Source organism: Paenibacillus sp. ACRSA, from assembly GCF_022346845.1.
Classification (GTDB): Bacteria; Bacillota; Bacilli; order Paenibacillales; family Paenibacillaceae; genus Paenibacillus.
In genome coordinates, this window is record NZ_JAKRNP010000002.1 from 686,478 (window position 1) to 707,599 (window position 21,122).

A 21,122-nucleotide genomic window follows, 5' to 3' on the forward strand; every position below is an offset into this window, starting at 1 on the left:
ATAAGTTCAACCTATATAGCATTCCCATGTATTAGGGAAAACAGCGTAAATTGGGGCGATTTGTGTCACCTCATTCTTCACCAAACGTCGACAAAATATATACAACTTTACATAACCTACGTTATGAAAATCAATTATTCAAATAGAGTCAGCTTGTCTTTTGCCGGTGTACGTTCTTTAGCTGAAGGAATAACATCCGGGTACCCCATATAAATCATGCCAATAATCTTTTCGCCTGCTTCAATGCCGAGCGGTTTACGAAATTTAGGAGCATATAAAAATGGTTTCGTTACCCAGAATGTGCCAATCTCTTCACTCCAGGCTGCAAGTAGAAAGTTCTGTACGAGCGCGCTAACCGCAGCAAAATCCTCATCCCAAATGTTTTGGCGTGGATCCTCTTCCAGTACAACCAACATAACCGCAGGAACCTGCTTAATATTAGCTGAAAATTTATTATCTTCTCCCATCTCAGCATCAATAGCCTGAGCTAGCTTATTGCGGCCATCCCCAGTAAACAAAAGGAACCGCCAAGGTTCGCGCAGTTTGTGATTCGGAGCCCATACGGCTACATCTAATAATTCAATAATTTTGTCTGTTGGCACCGCGTCTTTTTTGAACTTTTTGACCGTCCGGCGATTTTTAATCGCCTCAATGACCGCGTTTCCTGTCTGAATTGATTTGCTCATCACATAACCTCCTAGGCTTTCTTGTTTAATATTATGGTGTAACAGCTTGTAAGCCAAGCATATGATTTGATATAAAACTGCCAACCTGTTAAGTTGCTTCTTCATTATACATCGTTATGTTCACCGGATTCAAAAAAGCTGACTGTTCTGAGTCTTCTCCTCTTCTGTTACCTATAATCATAGAAAAAGATGCTTTCCATCTTGCTCCCTTCGAAAGGGATACATAGATTAAAAGCACCTCGGTACTCATGCATATTTAACTGGCAACCATCCTTCTATTTCTAGCCGAACCCTCTAGTATGAGCCAGCTCCTTCGAAGATACCATTTACAAAATCCATTTTGTTCATTTTCTCTGCATTACCTGCTACATCGGTGCTATAGTATTCCACCAACTTTACGTCATTTGCATAAAATTTAACAGGGCCATTGTAGGCCTTCCACTCTCCGCCATTGTAACGATATTGCGTTATCTTTACACCTGATCCGTTAGCTTCATCCGTGGCTTGCAGTCTAAACGTAAACCCGACAATATAAAGCTTTCCATTAATCGTTTCCGTTAATGGCACCAGGCGATATTTGGTTACTGGAGGCTGAACATCTTGGTTTACGCGTAACACAAAGTCTACTGTATTGTGATCTCCCGGAGTTAAATCCGCTGATATACTATGTTTTGGATAACCTGCTGCTTCCACAACGATTGTCGTTGAACCTATTGGAATCCGTTTAAGTAAGTAATGTCCCTGAGCATCGGTTGTGGCTCGTTCCGTGTACCCACTAACTTTTGCGCCTGCAATCGGATTCCCATTAGCATCAACAATCTGCCCTCTGACATGAGCAGCATCTTCAAGTACTACATCGATAAGTAACGTTTGACCAGCATCAATGCCTAGACGGTCTTGTAGATACGGGAGATGATCCTGACTATCGATCCAGATGGCAATGTTCGCGTTATAATCGTAGTCGATGCCCGTAACTGTATATCTTCCATTCGCATCCGTCTGTATAAGACGATCTGTTATACTTGTCACTTTAATTGCTGCACCAGGAATCGGCTGACCCGCTGGATCCGTTACCGTGCCCATAATGGTAGAAGGCTCATATAGACTTACATCGATGTTCACTTCATCCCCAGGACTTAACGTATAATTTTGATATTGCCTATAGGATGCATAGGTAATGAAGCCATCTGCTTCAACGTACAATGTCAGATCTGTATAATCTTCAACGACTGCTTCAAAGCGATAGTTTCCGTTTTCATCAGCGAACAGACTGTGTTTGGTCGTATCGCCCTGATAATAAAGCTCATAATCCACTTTGGCATGAGGGACGCTGTAACCTTCTCGATCCGTTATTTTCCCATGAATAATGGCTGGTGGTTGGGCATTATTTTCTTGTGCGGTGGAGGAGGCTCCTTCTTGCTCCAATGCGTAGGACGTTCCAGCGTACACAACACTAAGTAAGATCGAAAAGAAGCACAACATGAACGATCGAGAGATCCATTTTGAACACTTACTCATAAACATGGGTTTCACCTCATTAGTCTATTTATGGGTCTTGTCATACAGCAGCCAGTCAGTGTTAGCTTGTAAGTAATTCAAGTTTCCAAAATTCTCCGTCCCATACATAATGCCAGATTCCCCCACCACCACTCAGGGTATGCTGCACCTCCAGCACATCCATTTTGGGCGTTTGCCAACAACGCTTAACTTTGCTATCCATTCTGTTTGTTTCTTTTTCCATCTTCCTCTCCTCCTACCTTCAATCTTCTTTTCTGGTTATTTCCCACGATATATGATACATTTTGTATCATTAAATTACAATATGGAATTCATTGCAAATAACCAAAACTCTAACGAATATCTCAATCAGGATACATGTTGGAATTAGAGCGAGACAGATTGAAGTATTACGGATCTAAAAATTGACCCTATTGATTGGAACCAATAGAAAGATGAGGTATCGTCTATCAACAAAAAAAGACTTCACTACCACGACGATGTTCGTGGCAATAAAGTCCGTTTTCAACCTCATTTATTTAGTTGCATCTTAGAACTCCGAGAGGAATAGATTTTGCCAAATTTACGTATCGGATCAGAAGTTTTTCGCAAGCATCATACTGAGCACTTCAAGAGAACGTGACACAACAGGAGCGAAAAGCCGGTGAGCGATGCCTTTAAGTGAGATTGAAGCGGCTCTAAAACGCATTGACAATATGTTCTAGGGAAATTGCTTCTCCAGTCGCATCTTGCATCACTGCAATAACATCAAAGCGGATTTGCCGATTGAGCTCTCCAGTCCTTTGCATATACACCGCCGCTGTTGAACGAACCTGCTGCACCTTACGGAAATCAACCGATTCCTGTGGTGTACCGTATCTCCCTACGCCGCTTCTACTTCGGACTTCAACAAAAATGACGAGTTCTTCAAACGTAGCAACAATATCGATTTCCCCACTACGGCAACGCCAGTTCTGGGCTACGATCTCGTAATCATGTTCTTGTAGCCACCGACAAGCTGCTTGCTCGCCTAATTTTCCTTTTTGTTGACGTGTAAGCCTAGGGGTGGGTTGATGTTCTGGTATATGATCTACCAATCGTTCTGTTCCTCCCGTCCAGAAGCCATTCGATCAGCTTTATAAATGTAGGTTAATACCTCTGCTACTAACTGATATAATTCTGCCGGTATCTGTTCATCTAGATCCAGCTTAGAGAGCACCTCTACCAGAGCCGCATCTTCTTGAACAGGCACACCATTTTCCTTGGCTTTATCCAGAATGGCTTCTGCCACTTTGCCACGACCTTTGGCCACGACAACAGGCGCTTCTGTTTCCCCTGGTACATATTTTAAGGCAACAGCCTTTTTGGAAAGCAGATCCGGCTGCGGCTCATCTTTCATATTTTAAAGTCCACCCCTTTGTACCGTTCAGGGCTATAATCCGACGCATTAATTTTACGTTCTGCACCAGGTTCCTGGCCTACCGGCCAAGGTTCTGTCTTAAAGGTAAGCAGTTGGTAGCCTAGCTTATCGAGAGCCGTATGAATGACTTCACGCCCACTTTCGAGTAGCGGCCCCATGCCTTCCCGATCATTAAGCACACGCAGACTGACTATATTGTTGACGACATGCACATCCACTAACGTTGGCCCCAGACTCTTCATATCTAAGTCAAACCACAAACGGCAGTTGGATGCATCCAGTTCGCCGCGCTGTCCTCTGCGAGATTGTATCTGAACTGAAGCGGTCTCCTCCCCATCAGGACCGGTAATTGGAATGAACCAATGCATCTGGGCAAAGGTAGAGCTTCGATCGGTTGTCAGCAATAATTGCTGACCCGTTAAATATTGCACAGCCTGCCCGGCGGCATCTTTGAGTGCCGCCGGGGCATTGTCGCTGCTGGCTAACTGCAGCAGCAAGCCCTTCAGCGAGTCCGTGGTTCCCGGACTCGCCGCGTCGCCCACGCGCGCTTGCGCAGCTGCGCCGTGCACTGCCTGCTGCTCGTGCTCTGCACCGAGCAGCTTCAACACACGCCCCACCCACGGGTCTCCCCCGTGGGTTACGGGCGCTGCCGCAGCTCCTGTAGGTGCTGCGGCAGTTCCACCAGCCGGCGGCATATCAGCGCCGGCTGGAACCTGCTGCGGCACGCCTCCGGCAGCCGCAGCGGCTTGGCCGCCCTGCGATGCAGGGGCGGCCTGGGCTGCCGCACCCGGCTGTGCCGGTGCGGCAGTGGATGCGCTGCGCAGCGCATCCAGCAGCGCCAGCAGCTTGGGCGCAAGCTCCGCTGCGCTTGCTGCTGCTGGCGCCGCCTGCGCGGCTGCGGGCGTTGCACTCGCAGCCGCAGGCATGGCCTCAGTGCTGCCGGCAGTTCGCCCGGTAGCACTTGCTTCTGGCTGTCCCGCGATTGCGCGGCCAGCCATAGGATCAGCCGCCCCTGGTGCACCTGGGCGGCCCTTACCCACAGAGCCCGCTTCAGTACCACGCGGGCTCTCCCCAGGTATTCCGGTTCCCGCCGGAATACCTGCTCCTTGCTTGCCAGCCGTCTCCACTTGGCTGGCTCCCGCCTTCACGCCAGCAGAATCCGTAGCGGTACCTGTGCCTGCTGCTGGCGGTTGTCCGGTCGCCTTTGATGGAGCTCCCGCCTCTCCTGCTTCGCCATCAGTCATAACATGGGTTCCTCCAACTGCTACGGATGCCTGTCCTGCTCCATTCGTTGCTGCTAAAGGGCGCCCTGCACCAGCAGGCAATGCAGCCTCTTCTGCTTGCAGACTTCCCGTCACGGGCATTGCCGCTCCCTGGTTAATCGCTGTCTTCGCCGCACCAGCTTGTTCTCCCGTGGTGGTTGTAGCCGACTTGCCTGCCTGTTGCGTAAGAAAGGATTCTAGCTGGTCTGCAAGTCCATTCAACAATTGATGCAAGGGTGGGCCAAACACTGCCTGGTGCAACCCTTTAACAGTCTCCGCTGTAATTGGAAGCCCCCGCTGGAAAGCAATTCCCGTCGATTGCACCCATTCCTCCACCGGAACCTGTGCTGGCTTAGCTGTCATCATATTTTGAATCATAGCGACATTATCCTTAGTCAGAGGTAATCCACTGCGCTGCATAGCCAGTAACAATTCACGATTCCCTTTCGTATCAGACAAGCCTACTTCTTGAAGCAGATTGTTCAACGATGCTTGAGGCAGTTCCGACAACGTATTAGCCAGCGGTTTCATCACAGTGATGCCATTCTCTCCCTGTGGCTGTACCTGAAGCAAAGTGGTTTCCCCTTGGCGCAGAGGCGTCTCAAGCTTGGCTCTCACCTGCACTCCCTGTATTTGCAGAACGGCATCTCCGCCATCATCCGACACACTAAGAACAGATCCACGTACCACCTGTCCTTCTTTCAATTCAAGAGGTTTGGCTTCACCTGGTTTATTGTCCCCGAGTAGCCCTCGAATCATTGAGCTGATATTCACGACTTCCCCTCCTCTCGTCTGAACAATCTAAGTTCAACTCAAGTTAGTTGAACTTAGATAGATTAAAATAACGTTTGCTGCTCCCCTAACAAATTCCCTAGGAAACTACGGCGATGCATAGGTGTAGCTCCCAAAGCCATGATCTGTTCCCGATGGAATTTTGTGGCGTAGCCTTTATGTATCGACAGACCATAATCCGGATATAACGTCTCCCACTCTTCCTTGCACAGTCGATCCCGGGTCACCTTCGCAATAATGGATGCTGCAGCAATGGACTGACTATTGGCATCTCCTTTAATGATTGACATCTGAGGTATAGTCACATCGACCTTTTCCGCGTCTACGAAGAGATAGTCAGGTCGAACCCCAAGCCCTTCCACTGCCCGCTTCATCGCGAGACGAGTCGCTTGTTTAATATTAAGATGGTCAATCTCTTTTGCATCCGCAAAACCAACACCGACGGATATCGCTTTTTCCATAATGAGTTCAAACAACATATCGCGTTTTTTCTCCGACAGCTTTTTGGAATCATTCACACCTTCTAGAATTAGATCCCGAGGTAAAATAACCGCTGCCGCCACCACATCTCCAAACAAACATCCCCGACCGACTTCATCAATGCCAGCAATATGTTCGAATCCACTCTCCCAATACTCTCGTTCATATCTCAGCAGATCTTGTGGTTCAGCGGCCACCTTTTCTTTTTTCTTCTTTGGTTTATCCAGCACTTCTAACTGAATAAGTTCAACTTCTTTATCGTTATGAGTCATCTTACCTTCATCTCCTCTACCCATGCTTGCAATAACATATTTATCAGATTCATTCAGATATACATTGGCTTACCCATAAAATATTAGAGTTACTGAACCATACATGTTCACCAACGACATTTAATTTAGTAGACAACTTGTTACATAATAATGGTATAGAAATAAGAAATAGATTGAATCAATTTCATAATACCTATAGCTGCTTCAATCAAGGCAAGATATAGATCAAAACGGTTCAATTTGTCTTTATCTCGTTTCAACAATCCATTTTTAATGAGTTATGAAATTGATTCGATTTATTATTTTTATCGGCATTTGTTTATTTAAATTGAAGATACTTTGCATCCGTCCTTGTCCGTTTACTTCACCATTCATCATACCATGATTCGTTTTGTCCTCATATACATATGACGCAATCTAAGCAATGCTTAAAATCTTCCAAATAACGCCCTTTGTAAGAAACTTGTGGACGAAGTTATCTCGTAGATCTAACTTTCTAAAATAGTTATGTCTCTGTTTCCTATTAATTCGCCTCTCCCTATTCGCAAATGGTTTAATGAATTAGATATCTCGCCTATTGTATACAAAAAAAAACGGCCGCTCCCGGTAATCCGGTAACGGCCGCTTCTTTCGGCACTTGTTCCATATAAGAAGACTGAGTATACAGTTCATCTTCCTACAATATATTGATTAATATGGAGCTTCCATTGAGAAGCGTCCCATCTTGCCAGCACGCAGTTCACGCAAAAAGGCTCTTGATGCCTTTTCAAGGTCAACACGCCCTCCGCTTACAATACAACCACGAATGCGTCCAACCTTTTCCATAATTGCTATGACACTGTCTGAATCATCTGCATCCTTGGAAAAATCCTCAAGTCCGTAACGCTCTTCAAGAGCATTCCAGTAATAACGCATTAAATAACTAATCGCAAAATAGGCAATATCCTCGGCATTCAAAATTTCTTCTTTGATGGCACCTGTTACCGCAAGGCGATAACCTACGTTCTGATCTTCGAACTTCGGCCATAGAATACCAGGGGTATCTAGCAGTTCCATCTCTTTGCCTACCTTGATCCACTGTTGCCCCTTCGTCACACCCGGGCGATCCCCTGTCAGGGCAATACTTCGTCCTGCCAGTCGATTAATCAGCGTCGATTTACCAACGTTTGGAATACCTACAATCAATCCACGAACCGCGCGAGGGTTAACCCCTTTAGCTAGCTGGCGATCAATTTTTTCTTTTAGAAGAAGCTTCGCCTGTACAGGAATGTCTTTTACATTCGTGCCTGTTGAAGCATCTACAGGAAAAGCAGTTATTCCCTCTTTTTTGAAATAGTCAATCCATTCTTGCGTCACTTCGGCATCTGCCAAATCAGACTTATTTAACAGAATCATACGGGGTTTCCCCTGCAATATTTCGTCAATCATCGGATTACGGCTGGAGACAGGCAGACGGGCATCCAACAGTTCGATGACCACGTCAATGAGCTTCAACTTATCCTGAATCTGGCGTCTGGCTCGGGTCATATGACCTGGAAACCATTGTATCGTCACCTTGTCCTCACCTCTTTATCATTCTAATCTAAGACAGTCCTTCTTTCGAGAAGCTCTGCCTTAATATTCCCGTTATCATTCACATTACATAGTCTGCCATAAGTCCTGCATCACTATTAATGATTAATCCATTTTATCTTACCGACCGGCCAGAAAATTACATCGGCACGACCGATAATATCCTCTAGAGATACATAACCAATCATACGGCTATCTGTACTGTTGGGACGATTGTCTCCCATTACAAACACATGTCCTGGTGGCACTTTACCATCCGGGAATTGATCATTCGGGAAATCCTTCACGTTATACGTTCCGCCATTTGCTTCTGCGGCATCAATCGCACCTTGAATATAAGTCTCATTGACTTTTTGACCATTGACTGTTACCGTATCATCATTTACCTCTACCGTGTCACCTTCGACTGCAATAACACGCTTAATGAAATCTCGACCTTCGGACGGTACATGGAAGACAATAACTTCGCCACGTTTCGGCTCGCGGATATCGTATAATATTTCATTAACAATGACACGTTCACCTGTTTCAAAATTCGGCTGCATAGACGGTCCGTCTACGACAAATGGTTTGAATAACAACCACCGAATCAAAATAACGAGCACTAATGCGATAACAATGGCTTTAAGCCACTCGACAATTTCATTTTTAGCTTTTTTGGATCGACTGTCTTTTTCATCGACAGCATTGCCTTGGTTTGGTTGAACTTCATGTTCCATCACTGATCTTCCTCTCTTCACGGTACATGTTTATAGCAGCTTGCAAATCCAGATTTTTGCATCATTCCATTCCCATCTTGATCGAAACAGATACAAAATAATCTCATCAGTTATGTAATCTATACGCCAGCATTTTGCATAATTCGATTCCACTCGCTCTCGGAAACGGTATTTCAGACGGGCATATACTCCCGTGTAAGCCAATGTGAAGACGAATGAATCTTTTTCACAACTCACTAAAAATGTAATCTTTGGTAATTATAAGTCGCTCATTGGATTTATGCAAAATGCTCACACAAGAACTCCGTACATTCAAACCACAATTAAATGACATCAATAACTGATTAATTCAAACCTCCCGGACTAACTCTTACGTGTGCCGCCATACCATTTTACTCGGAAGTGTACCTCCGGTTCAACTTTTCCCAGACAAAAACGAAAAGGGCTTGTCTCCAAGCCCTCCCCGGTATCCGTTATATTAACGAATTTCTTTAATTCTCGCTGCTTTACCGCGTAGTTCACGAAGATAATAAAGCTTCGCACGACGCACTTTACCACGGCGAGCCACTTCGATTCTATCGATTTTTGGGGAATGAAGCGGGAAAGCTCTTTCCACACCTACACCGTAAGAAATTTTACGAACTGTAAAAGTCTCACTGATTCCACCACCACGGCGTTTAATCACAACACCTTCGAACAATTGGATACGCTCACGAGTTCCCTCGATTACCTTAACGTGCACTTTCAAAGTGTCACCAGGACGAAAACTCGGAATATCTTTACGAAGTTGTTCTTGTGTAATCGCTTGAACGATATTCATCTATGACTCCCTCCTTCCGTACAGGCGTTCATACTTCTTCCAGAGATCACCTTGTCTCCTTCATTATCCATAGAGGACCGCCGTATTCCACACAACAGACTTATTGTATCATGTAGCATGTCAAAACACAAGACAAATGTAGCAGGTTATTTGTGTTCTGACTATGAACCAATAACTATTCCCAAACCAGGTATCCATTAATCACTTTATTTTAACAATCCTCATTGAAGAAACTTTCCTCTTATAAACATCTCTTTCCGATATCTTGATTATTGCTGAATGACAATCTCACTTGCTCGAATGATATGATCATTTGGAAATTCATACGTCATCAATCTTTTGCTCAGACTTTAATTGAGAAATTGTCACACCTTCCAGCTCGTGTCCTTTCGCCAAATACACCCTAGTCTGCTCATCAAATGCTAACTCCGTCGGCCCTTCCTCTGTCAAGCTCCAGCAACAGGGTATATTGCACCTTATAATGATCAATCTTCACTGGCCTGTCCTTCTTATCGACTAGTTTAATAATCCCCGCTGAGTGATACTGGTTCACTTCCTCTGGCGTAGATAATTGAAAATAAGCAATTCCAGTGACAGCCGATAATAATATGCACACAACCGTAATTATACCTTTTTGGCGACTTTTCATGATTCTCATGATCTCCCTTATGACAGCTCTTCTATACCAATAGACACATTCCCAAGATTAAAAAATGCTTAATAATCAGATTCGCGGAACAAAGTCAACCCTGCAACCGGCTAAGATACTGTAACTTCCACGCGGCCATGTTCGTCTATGATATATAGGGCTAGTTATGCCATGAATTATACTGATATTTTTTTATAAGGAGAACCACGATCGTATGAAATGGAAAAAATGTTTGCTTGTTACTCTAGCTGTACTTACCTGTCTGACCACGGTGTATGTCTATGCCGTTAATCATCCCTCCAACGCCTTAGCACACAAAGCCTGCACATCATGGGATATGGTGAAACGTGAAGTGTTCTCATTATCCCACTCCGAATATAACAGCGTACCAACTTTTGATGCCACTACATTTCAAGTTGCGCCAGGTACTGCCACAGAAGTTCCTGTATTGATGTATCATTACATAGAACCTCATATGGACGCTCTGAAGAAACAAAACAAATCCATGATTAGTCTGCAAGACTTTGAAAAAAACATGAAATACTTACATGACGAAGGTTACCATACGATCACACTTGAAGAGCTGGAAGACTACGTTAATGGACGAATTTCATTACCTTCCAAATCGATTGCAATCACCTTTGATGATGGTTACCAGAACAACTATACACTTGCCTATCCTGTTCTCAAGAAGTATGATTTCCACGCTTCCATTTTTGTGATTGGAAACAAGATTCAGGATCAGCCTTCTGTATTTGACTCAAGCAAAGATACGTTCTTATCCAAACCAGAGATGACAGCCGGTTCAGATGTATTTGAATACAACAGTCACACCTACAATTTGCATCATAAAGGTTTCATGCGGTGTGGTCAGCTCGTTCCCGCTGGTCTCGATACTAGCCTCCTCAGCGATGATATTCAGCAGATGAAGCAGACAGGCATTGATACACCTTATATCGCTTATCCTTTTGGTTATACCAGTACACAGATGATCTACTATTTGCAGCAAAATGGCTACCGCATGGCCTTTACCATTGTCCAAGGAATGGTGAAGCCTGGTGCAGACTTAATGAGGCTTCCACGTCTTACCGTGACTACTGGCACGGATCTACCTGCATTGCTGCAATCCAGTTCAAGTCAAGATGCTGAATTGGTTACTGAGGCGAACTAAAAGTCAACACATTGAAGCATGTGTACAGATAAAGGCCTAGCTATACCGCCATTACGGCTGTAGCTAGGCCTTTTTCTACTCTGATTTCTCTTTTTTCAAACGAAGCTCTTCTAACCAAATTCGTTCTTTATCCGTCAACTCCGCACTTTCCAGCATATCAGGTCTGCGTTCCAATGTACGTAGCAGAGACTGCTCCCGGCGCCATGCATCGATATTCAGATGATGACCTGATAAAAGCACGTCTGGCACCTTCATACCTCTAAACTCCGGTGGACGTGTATAATGCGGATACTCAAGTAGTCCTGTACTGAAGGAGTCAGTCACTGCGCTCGTTTCATTGCCGAGTACACCTGGAATCAAACGTACAACACTATCAATAGCAACCATGGCTGGTAACTCTCCACCCGTCAACACATAGTCGCCAATGGACAACTCGTCCGTAACCAGAAATTCGCGAATACGCTCATCATAACCTTCATAATGTCCACATATAAAAATAAGATGATCCTCTTGCACAAGCTCTTCTGCCTTTTGCTGTGTGAACGTCTCCCCTTGTGGACACATCAGAACAATACGTGGCGCCTTCAACGTAGGCACAGTGGCCTCTTCACGCTGATCAAGGATATCCTCCACAGCAGCAAAGATCGGATCAGGCTTCAACACCATACCGCCTCCGCCCCCATATGGCGTATCATCTACTGTGTTATGTTTATTGGTAGCATAATTACGGAAATTAACCGCATTCAGAGAAACAAGTCCTTTAGTCTGAGCTTTACCAAGAATACTCGTCCCGAATACACCATCGAACATTTCCGGGAACAAAGTTAATACATCTACTTTCATGCTACAGCAGCCCTTCCATAAGGTGTATCTTAACCAGTTTCTCCTTCACATCAACATGGAGCACGACATTATCAATTACCGGAATTAGAACTTCCTTACCTGCTGGTGTTTTGACTACCCATACGTCATTGGCACCCGGCGTTAGGATTTCGGAGATCGTTCCGAGTGTATCTCCCTCTTCCGTAATGACAGTACATCCTACAATCTGATGGAAGTAGTACTCATTCTCTTCGAGTTCGGCCAAATCTTCTTTGGATACTTTAGCCATCCCGCCTTTGAACTTTTCCACTTCATTAATATTTCCGTACTCTTTCAAACGAACGATATACATATTTTTATGCAGACGTGCAGATTCTACATGCACCAAGATCGGATGATTATCCGCTGTAAAGAAATATAGTTCTGCATTATCAGCGAACCGTACTTCTGGGAAATCCGTCAACGGCATGATTTTCAACTCTCCACGAATGCCATGAGTGTTTACAATTTTACCTACATTCATAAATTCTGCCATACAATCCTCCTACGAAATTCAATCAAAATGATAGCTGATCCCACACACACTGCGCAGTCAGAAACATCTTACGATCGCTGTTATCCCCGGATTTCTTTGATTAAATTTTCAAAAAGGTTGATATCCGGTGCTAAAGGCGAACACTTCGTTTCTTCAGATTTTTTTCTGCCCGCTCCGTCAGGGTGTAATCCTCAAAATAATTTTAATTCTGAATTTTATTAAACAATTATAAGTTCAGCATGCACGAAAAGGGGCTAGGACATGCATCCTAACCCCCTTTCGTATATCTTTAAGATATGATATCTACGGTAACCCGTTTATCCATCTTAACTGCTGCTGATGTGACGACTGTACGGAGAGACTTTGCGATACGTCCCTGTTTACCAATGACCTTCCCAACATCGTCAGGATGCACGGTTAACTCATACACGACAAGCCGGTCTTTCTCAACCGTCCGAACCGTCACATCTTCCGGATGATCGACCAAAGCCTTAGCAATTACACTTACTAATTCTTCCATAGATGACCCTCCGAATCAGCACCTTATTTAGATAGTTTAGACTCGTGGAACTTCTTCATCACGCCCGCTTTGCTCAGCAAGTTGCGGACAGTGTCGGATGCTTGCGCACCATTTTGAAGCCATTGCAATGCTTTATCTTCATCGATCTTAACAACAGCCGGTTGTTCAACCGGGTTGTAGTAACCGATCTCCTCGATAAAACGACCGTCACGTGGGGAACGGGAATCCGATACCACTACGCGGTAGAAAGGAGCTTTGTGAGCACCCATACGTTTCAGACGAATACGAACTGCCATTTGAAAATTCACCTCCTTCAATGAAATCTGATTATTACTTCAACTCAGCTAGTATCAACGGAAAGGAAACTTCATTCCTTTGCCTAATCCTTTGAGTTGCTTCATCGCTTTATTTTTGCCGCCTTTAGGCCCCATCATATCCGAGAACTGTTTCATCATGCGGCGCATTTCATCAAACTGTTTGATCAGTCGGTTAACTTCAGCCAGAGATGTTCCGCTCCCCGTAGCAATCCGTTTCCGGCGGCTGTGATTAATCATTTCCGGGTTACGTTTCTCTTCTGTTGTCATCGAGTACACAATCGCCTCAATTCGACCCATCTGCTTGTCATCAACCTTCAGATCTTTAGCTTGTTTCATCTTGCCCATGCCAGGAATCATATCCATGATCTGATCAATTGGTCCAAGCTTTTTCACTTGATCCATCTGCTCAAGGAAATCCTCAAACGTAAATTCAGCATTACGCATCTTACGTTCCATTTCCTTGGCCTTCTCTGTGTCAATGTTCGACTGTGCTTTCTCAATTAGAGAGAGCATGTCGCCCATGCCGAGAATCCGTGAAGCCATCCGTTCCGGATGGAAAGGCTCAAGTGCGTCCAGCTTCTCACCAAGAGAAGCAAACTTGATTGGGCAACCCGTAACGGCTTTGACAGAAAGCGCCGCACCACCACGAGTATCTCCATCCAGTTTTGTCAGTACAACACCGGTTAGATCAAGCTGCTTGTTAAAGTGTTCTGCCACATTAACAGCATCTTGTCCTGTCATACTATCTACAACAAGCAGAACCTCATCTGGATTAACTACACTATGGATCTGACGAAGTTCTTCCATCAGTTCTTCATCTACGTGCAAACGACCTGCGGTATCAATGATAACATAATCATTGCCGTTATCCTTTGCATGCTGCAATCCCTGACGTGCAATCTCTACAGGGCTTGTCTGATCTCCCAGTGTGAATACAGGCGCTTTGATCTGTTCACCAAGCACTTGCAACTGCTTAATCGCTGCAGGACGATAAATATCTCCCGCTACAAGCAATGGTCTGCTATTTTGCTTTTGCAGCATCTTAGCGAGTTTACCGGATGTGGTCGTTTTACCTGCACCCTGTAAACCAACCATCATCAGAACTGTTGGAGGCTTATTCGCTTTAGCCAGCTTCGACTGACTTCCACCCATCAAGTCCGTGAGTTCCTTGTTTACGATGTCGATAATCACCATTCCTGGTGTGAAGCTATCCATCACTTCTTTACCGACAGCCTTTTCTTTCACCTTGGCGATGAATTCCTTGACCACTTTGAAGTTTACATCCGCTTCAAGCAATGCCAGACGCACCTCGCGCATCGCTTCGGCAACATCTTCATCAGACACCTTGCCTTTGCCGCGCAGTTTACTGAACACATTCTGCAATCGGGTCGTTAATCCTTCAAATGCCATGATCCCACCTCCTTAAGCTGTAATACTGTTTGTAAGATCGTTACGTTTCGCTCAGTGCTCAAAATCGTTCTATTCTCTAAGCTGCTGAACAATATCGTTTATTGGTTTGTTGTTATCAATGGAGACACCAATGTCTTCCAATGCATTTTGCAAATCTTCAAGATTACGATTGCGACGCTCATACTTTTCTAACAAGCCAAGCTTGCTTTCGTAATTTTCAAGCACTTGTTCGGCACGCTTGATATGCTCGTATACCGCCTGGCGGCTGATCTCGAACTCGGATGCAATTTCACCGAGCGAGAAATCATCATGAAAGTAATACTTTAAAAAGGTCTGTTGCTTCTCTGTCAGTAAACGTTCATAAAAAGCAAACAGTAAGTTAATTCGGTTTGTCTTCTCAAGCCGATTTTCTTGACTCATATCGGGGCACTCCCTTCGTCAAGGAGAAACACTTTACACTCTTGCAACGTTCCTAATAATACCGAAAAGAAATCAGGATGTCAAGCAAAAATACTTGTCACAATAAAATCGCCTTTTTCAAGGCATAAAGCTACTCAAAAATAAGGTTAAATAATCAATATTAATGCGCCTTATATCCTTCTTTCACTTCGTTGCTCTCCAAATAAAAAACGAACCCCCTCTAAAAAGAGCTGATTCGTTCATTTCGTTCATTGTTACTATCTTAGAGGTGTAAGATATAAAAGTACGGCGAAGAAGTGAAGAATGCTGCCCGCCAGTACAAACAAATGCCAGATGGCATGATGATACGGGAATCCACGCCACACATAAAACAGCGTTCCGAGCGTGTACATCAGTCCACCCGTTACCAATAACACGATTCCTCCTGAAGGAATTGCAGCTACAAGTGGCTGCCAAGCAATGACGATGAGCCAGCCCATGGCAATATAGAAGATCGTGGACATAAACAGAAACTTTTTCGTAAAGAACGCCTTGAAGATTACGCCGAATAATGCGATGCCCCAAATGACTCCAAATAACGTCCACCCCAGTGTCCCGCGGACAGCAATGAATAAGAAGGGCGTATACGTTCCTGCAATAAACAAATAAATAGAAGAATGGTCAAAAAACTCAAATAAGTCTTTGGCTTTGCCCTCTTTAAGTGCATGTACCAACGTTGAGTTGGTGTAGAGCATAAGCATCGTGATCCCATAGATCGTGAAACTGACCACATGCCATGCCGTACCTTTCATGCTGGAGAATACAATTAATAGTACCAATGCAGCCACACTAAGCGCAGCACCGATCCCATGAGTTACTGCATTGGCGACTTCTTCACGGCGGGAATAGGTATAGGTATTGGCCATATCAACCGTCCTTTCTAACCCTTATTTTAAGTTCACTTATTTTCCATTATACACCTATTGCCGCAGATAAACATGTAGAGCATACGCTTATCAACGGCAATAGGGTCATGTATACGTTACGTTGTGTCCCAAAAATATTGTATCTGTGTAAACAAGTAGTTGAGGGTAAAATTACTCTTCCGTAGAATCCTGTTCTACCTGCTCCTGAATCAGTCCGGCAAACAGTGCGTGTACGAACTGTTCAGAGTCGAATGGCTGCAGATCCTCCATTTTCTCACCCAAACCTACCATTTTCACAGGCAAGTCCAACTCTTGGCGAATCGCAACCACGATTCCTCCCTTAGCTGTACCATCAAGCTTCGTTAGTACGAGTCCTGTCACGCCACTTTTCTCTCCAAAGAGTTTCGCTTGATTCAGGGCGTTTTGTCCTGTCGTTGCATCAAGCACCATCAGCACCTCATGTGGAGCATCCGGAATTTCACGCTGTATAACACGATAAATTTTGTTCAGCTCTTCCATAAGGTTGGATTTATTTTGCAGTCGACCAGCTGTGTCGCAGAGCAAAATATCCGCGTTACGCTGTTTAGCCGCTTGCACAGCATCAAACATAACCGCTGCCGGATCAGAACCCGCTTGCTGTTTAATGACTTCCACTCCAGCACGTTGTCCCCAAACCTCTAACTGTTCGATTGCACCTGCACGGAATGTATCACCTGCTGCCATAATGACTTTTTTGCCCTGCTGTTTGTAACGATGTGCCAGTTTACCAATGGTCGTTGTTTTTCCAACACCGTTAACGCCGACAAATAAAATAACCGTAATCCCATTCGGATTTAGCTTTAATTCATTATTTTGTTCCCCGCGCAGCAAATCGGTTAGTTTCTCAGAAAGCACCGGCTGCAGCTCAGCTGCGTCCTCAATTTTACGCTTTTTCACCTCATCGCGTAATTCGTCAATGAGATTCATCACGGTGTTAACGCCAACGTCTGCTCCAATTAGAATTTCTTCCAATTCTTCGTAGAATTCCTCATCGATTTTTTTGCGTCTAACCATAAGGTCAGATACCTTCTCAACAAACTCTTTGCGTGTCTTTTCGAGTCCTTCCTTAAACTGCTTCGTAACCGACTCTGTTTTGCTAGCAATGCTATCTCTCAGCTTCTTAAAAAAACTCATAAAGCCCCTCCATCGTGTGCATAGTCATACTTCATTTATAATAAACCATCTGTAATATTCCCTATACTGCTTAGAGATCTTTTCTTGCTTCACCGTCTAAGCGATCTCAGCTTCCTCATCCTCCAGCTTAACGGAAACGAGCTTGGACACGCCGCCCTCTTCCATCGTAACGCCATAGAGAACGTCAGCCTCCTCCATGGTGCCCTTACGGTGAGTCACCACGATAAATTGGGTCTGCTCGGAGAATTCACGTAGATATTGAGCAAAACGAACCACGTTCGCTTCATCCAGTGCAGCTTCAACCTCATCAAGAACACAGAACGGCACGGGTTTAACATGCAGGATAGCAAACAACAATGCCATTGCTGTGAGCGCTCGCTCTCCCCCGGACAATAGTTGCAGATTTTGCAGCTTTTTGCCTGGCGGCTGAGCTACGATATCTATTCCCGTATCCAGCATTCGCTCAGGATCCATCAGGACGAGATCCGCGCGTCCACCACCAAATAATTTAGAGAATACGGTGCCGAATTCACGGCGAATCGCATCAAACGTTGATTTGAAACGCTTAGCCATCTCGTCTTCCATCTCACGGATGACTTGATACAAGGTTGTTTTGGCCTCGACCAGGTCATTCTTCTGTTCACTGAGGAACTCGTATCGTTCATTGACACGCTGGAATTCTTCAATGGCTCCCAGATTGACCTCACCAAGTGCGGATATACTTCGTTTGAGCTTCTGTACCTCAGCCTGTGTGCTTTCTACATCCTCTGGTACAGGGTAACGTTCTTTAGCCAGTTCATATCCGAGCTCATATTCATCGGTCAATTTACGCAAAATATTCTCTAGCTCAACATCAAGCCTGTTCACGGAAATCTCGGTTTGACGCATCTGCTCTTCCACTGCTTTGAGCTGTGTGCGCTGTTCCTTGGTTTCACTTTCCGCAAGCTCTAGCTTCTTCGACAACTGACTTCGAGCAGCTCGCTTGAAGTCTAGCTCCTGAGAAGCTTCCGTTTTCTTCAGCTTATACTCATTGAGATTCTCAATCTGCGTAACACTCTCAAGCTGTGTTTTCTTCAAGTCCGCTTCCATCGAAGCGAGCAAGGTACGATTCTGGCGAAGTTCCTTGACGAGTGACTCGACTTCACGTTCCAGACGGCGCAACTGTTCTTCATTGGAATAACGTTCTTGATCCAGTTTACCTTCACGGACTTTCAATTCAGTCAATTGGCTCTGCAATTCCTCTTTGGCAGATTCATTGGCCTTACGCGCGAATTCAGCAGCGTGGATCGCACGATGCGTCGCCTTCTCTTCCTCTTCAAGCTGCGCAAGCTTCTGGACAGCGACCGCACGAGCATTATCCATCTCATGAATCTCTTCTTTGAATCCACTTTTCTCTTGACCCGCTACAGCAACCTGCTCCAGCACGTGACGAAGCTCATGCTCTACCTGCTTCATTTCCATCGATGCCTGTTGTTCCGCATTACGTGTATCATCACCAGACTGTCGCAGCTCATCCAGCTTGTCCTGGCACTGCTCCAACTGTGCTTTAACATCGTCTACACTGCGATGCAATTTGACGATTTGGTTTTCGGTATCCACAATGTCTTGGTCCAACTGATCCAGTTGCCGTTTACGGCTGAGCAAACTTCCGTTTTTCTTATGCTGGCTTCCTCCTGTCATGGAGCCGCCTGCGTTAACTACGTCGCCCTCAAGGGTTACCACCCGGAAGCGATATTGACACCGTGCAGCAATCTTATTGGCAACCTCCAACGTTTCCGCAATGATGACATTACCAAGCAGACTACCGATAATCGATGCATACGTGGAATCATACTGAACCAGATCGGCACCAATACCAACAAATCCGTCCATACCTTCAATCATCGAGCGCTCATTAGCACCAATTGTACGAGGACGAATGACATCAAGGGGTAGGAATGTAGCTCTACCTAGTTGACGTTGCTTCAGAAAAGAAATCGCCTGTCTGGAGACCGATTCATTCTCCATGACGATATGTTGCACAGACGCACCCATCGCCGTCTCTACCGCAAGTTCAATCTTTTCAGGCACTTTGATCAGCTCAGCCACCGCGCCATGAACCCCGCTCAGTGTACCTTTACGGGACGCCTTCAGGACTTCTTTAACGCCGAGCATAAATCCATCAAAATCATCCTGCATTTCTTTCATCGTATCTCGTCTGGAAACTTGAGCTTCACGCTTCTGCTCCCATTTCCGAACGGTTCCCCGACTCTCTTCTAGCAGCTTCTGCAAGGATTGAAGTCGTTCACTCTCGGTAATGTATCCCCCGCGGAGTTCACTGATCTCCTTGCCCAGACGTGCAACCTTTTTCTCAATTTCCGCCTTACTCTGCTCTAACGTTTCCTTTTGCCCTTCCCATTTGCCAGATTCCTCAGATGCACGACTCATGCGTCGCTCCAGCGTTTCTTTTTGCTGATCCACATAACGAATTTCGTTCCGAGTCTGTGCCATCTGATTCATTAATTCGAGCAAATTACCTTTGAGACTCTCCTCTTGTTGTTGACTGATACCTCCAGTCACCCCAATGAGCTTCGCCTCTTCCTCGGATAGGCTGTTTCTCACTTCCGTAAGTTCTTTCTCCAGCTTAGCGAACTTCTCACGAAGGGAGAGCAACTCAGCCTCACGCTCGCGGTGCTTTTCTTCACTCGTTGCAACGGTCACGGTCAATTGCTCATGGTTCGTTTGCAGATTGCGAGCTCGTTCTTTTAATAATTCTCCGTGTCCCTCACTCTTCTCTGTTGCTTCACTGAATTGTAAGAGCTCCGATTGCAGTCGCTCCGTCTCAGTTTCGAGCGTGCGTAACGCATTCCGATCACTCTCTAGCTTCGCATCATGTGTTGAGACAATTGCAGAGAGACCAACCTCTTCCTGTTTTAACGATTGTAAACGTTCATTTGCTTTGCTCCAGGAAGCATGAATTTGTTCAATCTGATACACATACATCGAAATTTCTTGAGATTTCAACTGGCTCCGTAATTCCTTGTAGTGGATTGCCTTCTCCGACTGTTCTCTGAGCGGGCCAATCTGATCTTCTAGTTCAGTAACGAGGTCATGAATCCGCAGCAAATTTTGCTCTGTTTCATCCAACTTGCGTGTAGCATCCCGTTTACGAGATTTATATTTGACGATACCAGAAGCCTCTTCAAAGATCCCCCTGCGATCCTCTGACCGGGTACTCAGAATTTCTTCAATTCGTCCCTGTCCAATAATCGAGTAGGCTTCTTTACCGATGCCTGTATCCATAAACAATTCTGTAATATCTTTCAAACGGCATGATTGCTTATTAATAAAATATTCACTATCTCCGCTACGATGCACACGACGTGTCACGGTCACCTCACCAAAATCTAAGGCAAGCGCATGATCCTCGTTATCGAGCGTTAATGAAACTTCACTAAAATTGACAGCTTTACGCGCATCACTACCGGCAAAAATAATATCTTCCATCTTGCCACCACGTAGTGATTTAGCACTTTGCTCCCCCAATACCCAGCGAATTCCGTCAGATATATTACTTTTCCCACTACCGTTCGGGCCCACAACCGCAGTTATGCCACGAACAAATTCCATCTCTGTTTTGTCGGCGAATGACTTGAATCCACCCAGTTCAATACGTTTAAGAAACATAGGGCTTCCCGTCA

The 21,122-nt window shown here is 45.1% G+C and carries 21 protein-coding genes; 1 reads left to right on the forward strand and 20 read right to left on the reverse strand.

Features of this window, described 5'->3' with window-relative positions; translation table 11 throughout:
* Positions 1 to 134 precede the first annotated feature (134 nt).
* The 11 genes from MH215_RS08070 to MH215_RS08120 all read right to left on the reverse strand — a co-directional run bounded on the left by MH215_RS08070 (position 135) and on the right by MH215_RS08120 (position 10,169).
* Positions 135 to 686 (reverse strand): nitroreductase family protein, encoded by a 552-nt coding sequence (locus tag MH215_RS08070; RefSeq protein WP_239289550.1) that lies wholly within the window; start codon positions 684 to 686, stop codon positions 135 to 137.
* Between the two features lie 294 nt (positions 687 to 980).
* Complete coding sequence (locus tag MH215_RS08075; protein ID WP_239289552.1) at positions 981 to 2,204, reverse strand: carboxypeptidase-like regulatory domain-containing protein; 1,224 nt, start codon at positions 2,202 to 2,204, stop codon at positions 981 to 983.
* Between the two features lie 61 nt (positions 2,205 to 2,265).
* The gene (locus tag MH215_RS08080; protein ID WP_156395520.1) at positions 2,266 to 2,427 is read right to left on the reverse strand and encodes a hypothetical protein; all 162 of its coding nucleotides are present in this window, start codon (positions 2,425 to 2,427) and stop codon (positions 2,266 to 2,268) included.
* Between the two features lie 454 nt (positions 2,428 to 2,881).
* Positions 2,882 to 3,280 carry a YraN family protein gene (locus tag MH215_RS08085; RefSeq protein WP_239289554.1) on the reverse strand — a complete coding sequence of 133 codons (399 nt, stop codon included), beginning with the start codon at positions 3,278 to 3,280 and terminating at the stop codon, positions 2,882 to 2,884.
* A complete protein-coding gene (locus MH215_RS08090) occupies positions 3,274 to 3,582 on the reverse strand; it encodes an EscU/YscU/HrcU family type III secretion system export apparatus switch protein (protein ID WP_056700545.1) in 309 nt (102 codons plus the stop codon). Before MH215_RS08090 ends, MH215_RS08085 begins: the two co-directional genes overlap by 7 nt.
* Positions 3,579 to 5,639 carry a TrbL/VirB6 family protein gene (locus MH215_RS08095; protein ID WP_239289556.1) on the reverse strand — a complete coding sequence of 687 codons (2,061 nt, stop codon included), beginning with the start codon at positions 5,637 to 5,639 and terminating at the stop codon, positions 3,579 to 3,581. The genes MH215_RS08090 and MH215_RS08095 overlap by 4 nt, the downstream gene beginning before the upstream one ends.
* Before the next feature lie 62 nt (positions 5,640 to 5,701).
* On the reverse strand, positions 5,702 to 6,409 hold the full coding sequence (locus MH215_RS08100) for a ribonuclease HII (RefSeq protein WP_239289558.1): 708 nt from the start codon (positions 6,407 to 6,409) through the stop codon (positions 5,702 to 5,704).
* A gap of 690 nt (positions 6,410 to 7,099) precedes the next feature.
* Positions 7,100 to 7,963, reverse strand: coding sequence for a ribosome biogenesis GTPase YlqF (gene ylqF, locus MH215_RS08105; RefSeq protein ID WP_239289560.1), 864 nt, complete (start codon positions 7,961 to 7,963; stop codon positions 7,100 to 7,102).
* A gap of 116 nt (positions 7,964 to 8,079) precedes the next feature.
* The gene (lepB, locus tag MH215_RS08110) at positions 8,080 to 8,700 is read right to left on the reverse strand and encodes a signal peptidase I (RefSeq protein WP_056700538.1); all 621 of its coding nucleotides are present in this window, start codon (positions 8,698 to 8,700) and stop codon (positions 8,080 to 8,082) included.
* Between the two features lie 478 nt (positions 8,701 to 9,178).
* Positions 9,179 to 9,520 carry a 50S ribosomal protein L19 gene (rplS, locus tag MH215_RS08115; protein ID WP_024630190.1) on the reverse strand — a complete coding sequence of 114 codons (342 nt, stop codon included), beginning with the start codon at positions 9,518 to 9,520 and terminating at the stop codon, positions 9,179 to 9,181.
* Between the two features lie 415 nt (positions 9,521 to 9,935).
* Positions 9,936 to 10,169, reverse strand: a complete 234-nt coding sequence (locus MH215_RS08120; RefSeq protein WP_239289561.1) for a hypothetical protein — start codon at positions 10,167 to 10,169, stop codon at positions 9,936 to 9,938.
* Positions 10,170 to 10,383: 214 nt separating this feature from the next.
* Here MH215_RS08120 and MH215_RS08125 point away from each other — a divergent pair, with 214 nt between their 5' ends.
* The gene (locus tag MH215_RS08125; RefSeq protein ID WP_239289562.1) at positions 10,384 to 11,340 is read left to right on the forward strand and encodes a polysaccharide deacetylase family protein; all 957 of its coding nucleotides are present in this window, start codon (positions 10,384 to 10,386) and stop codon (positions 11,338 to 11,340) included.
* Between the two features lie 75 nt (positions 11,341 to 11,415).
* Here the strand turns inward: MH215_RS08125 and trmD are convergent, their stop codons facing one another.
* The 9 genes from trmD to smc form a co-directional block, all read right to left on the reverse strand.
* Entirely contained in the window at positions 11,416 to 12,183 is a 768-nt protein-coding gene (gene trmD, locus MH215_RS08130) for a tRNA (guanosine(37)-N1)-methyltransferase TrmD (protein ID WP_239289563.1), read from the reverse strand.
* A gap of 1 nt (position 12,184) precedes the next feature.
* Complete coding sequence (gene rimM, locus MH215_RS08135; protein WP_056700531.1) at positions 12,185 to 12,697, reverse strand: ribosome maturation factor RimM; 513 nt, start codon at positions 12,695 to 12,697, stop codon at positions 12,185 to 12,187.
* A 289-nt stretch (positions 12,698 to 12,986) separates the two neighbouring features.
* Complete coding sequence (locus MH215_RS08140) at positions 12,987 to 13,217, reverse strand: KH domain-containing protein (RefSeq protein WP_056700529.1); 231 nt, start codon at positions 13,215 to 13,217, stop codon at positions 12,987 to 12,989.
* Between the two features lie 23 nt (positions 13,218 to 13,240).
* Positions 13,241 to 13,513, reverse strand: coding sequence for a 30S ribosomal protein S16 (gene rpsP / locus MH215_RS08145; RefSeq protein WP_056700527.1), 273 nt, complete (start codon positions 13,511 to 13,513; stop codon positions 13,241 to 13,243).
* Positions 13,514 to 13,567: 54 nt separating this feature from the next.
* Positions 13,568 to 14,944: a signal recognition particle protein gene (gene ffh / locus MH215_RS08150; RefSeq protein WP_239289564.1), complete on the reverse strand. Its 1,377-nt coding sequence runs from the start codon at positions 14,942 to 14,944 to the stop codon at positions 13,568 to 13,570.
* 69 nt (positions 14,945 to 15,013) lie between these two features.
* Positions 15,014 to 15,364, reverse strand: coding sequence for a putative DNA-binding protein (locus tag MH215_RS08155; RefSeq protein WP_239289565.1), 351 nt, complete (start codon positions 15,362 to 15,364; stop codon positions 15,014 to 15,016).
* Between the two features lie 257 nt (positions 15,365 to 15,621).
* On the reverse strand, positions 15,622 to 16,269 hold the full coding sequence (gene trhA, locus MH215_RS08160) for a PAQR family membrane homeostasis protein TrhA (RefSeq protein ID WP_145411277.1): 648 nt from the start codon (positions 16,267 to 16,269) through the stop codon (positions 15,622 to 15,624).
* 171 nt (positions 16,270 to 16,440) lie between these two features.
* Positions 16,441 to 17,442 carry a signal recognition particle-docking protein FtsY gene (gene ftsY, locus MH215_RS08165; protein WP_239289566.1) on the reverse strand — a complete coding sequence of 334 codons (1,002 nt, stop codon included), beginning with the start codon at positions 17,440 to 17,442 and terminating at the stop codon, positions 16,441 to 16,443.
* Positions 17,443 to 17,538: 96 nt separating this feature from the next.
* Positions 17,539 to 21,108, reverse strand: a complete 3,570-nt coding sequence (gene smc / locus MH215_RS08170) for a chromosome segregation protein SMC (protein ID WP_239289567.1) — start codon at positions 21,106 to 21,108, stop codon at positions 17,539 to 17,541.
* Positions 21,109 to 21,122: the final 14 nt, after the last annotated feature.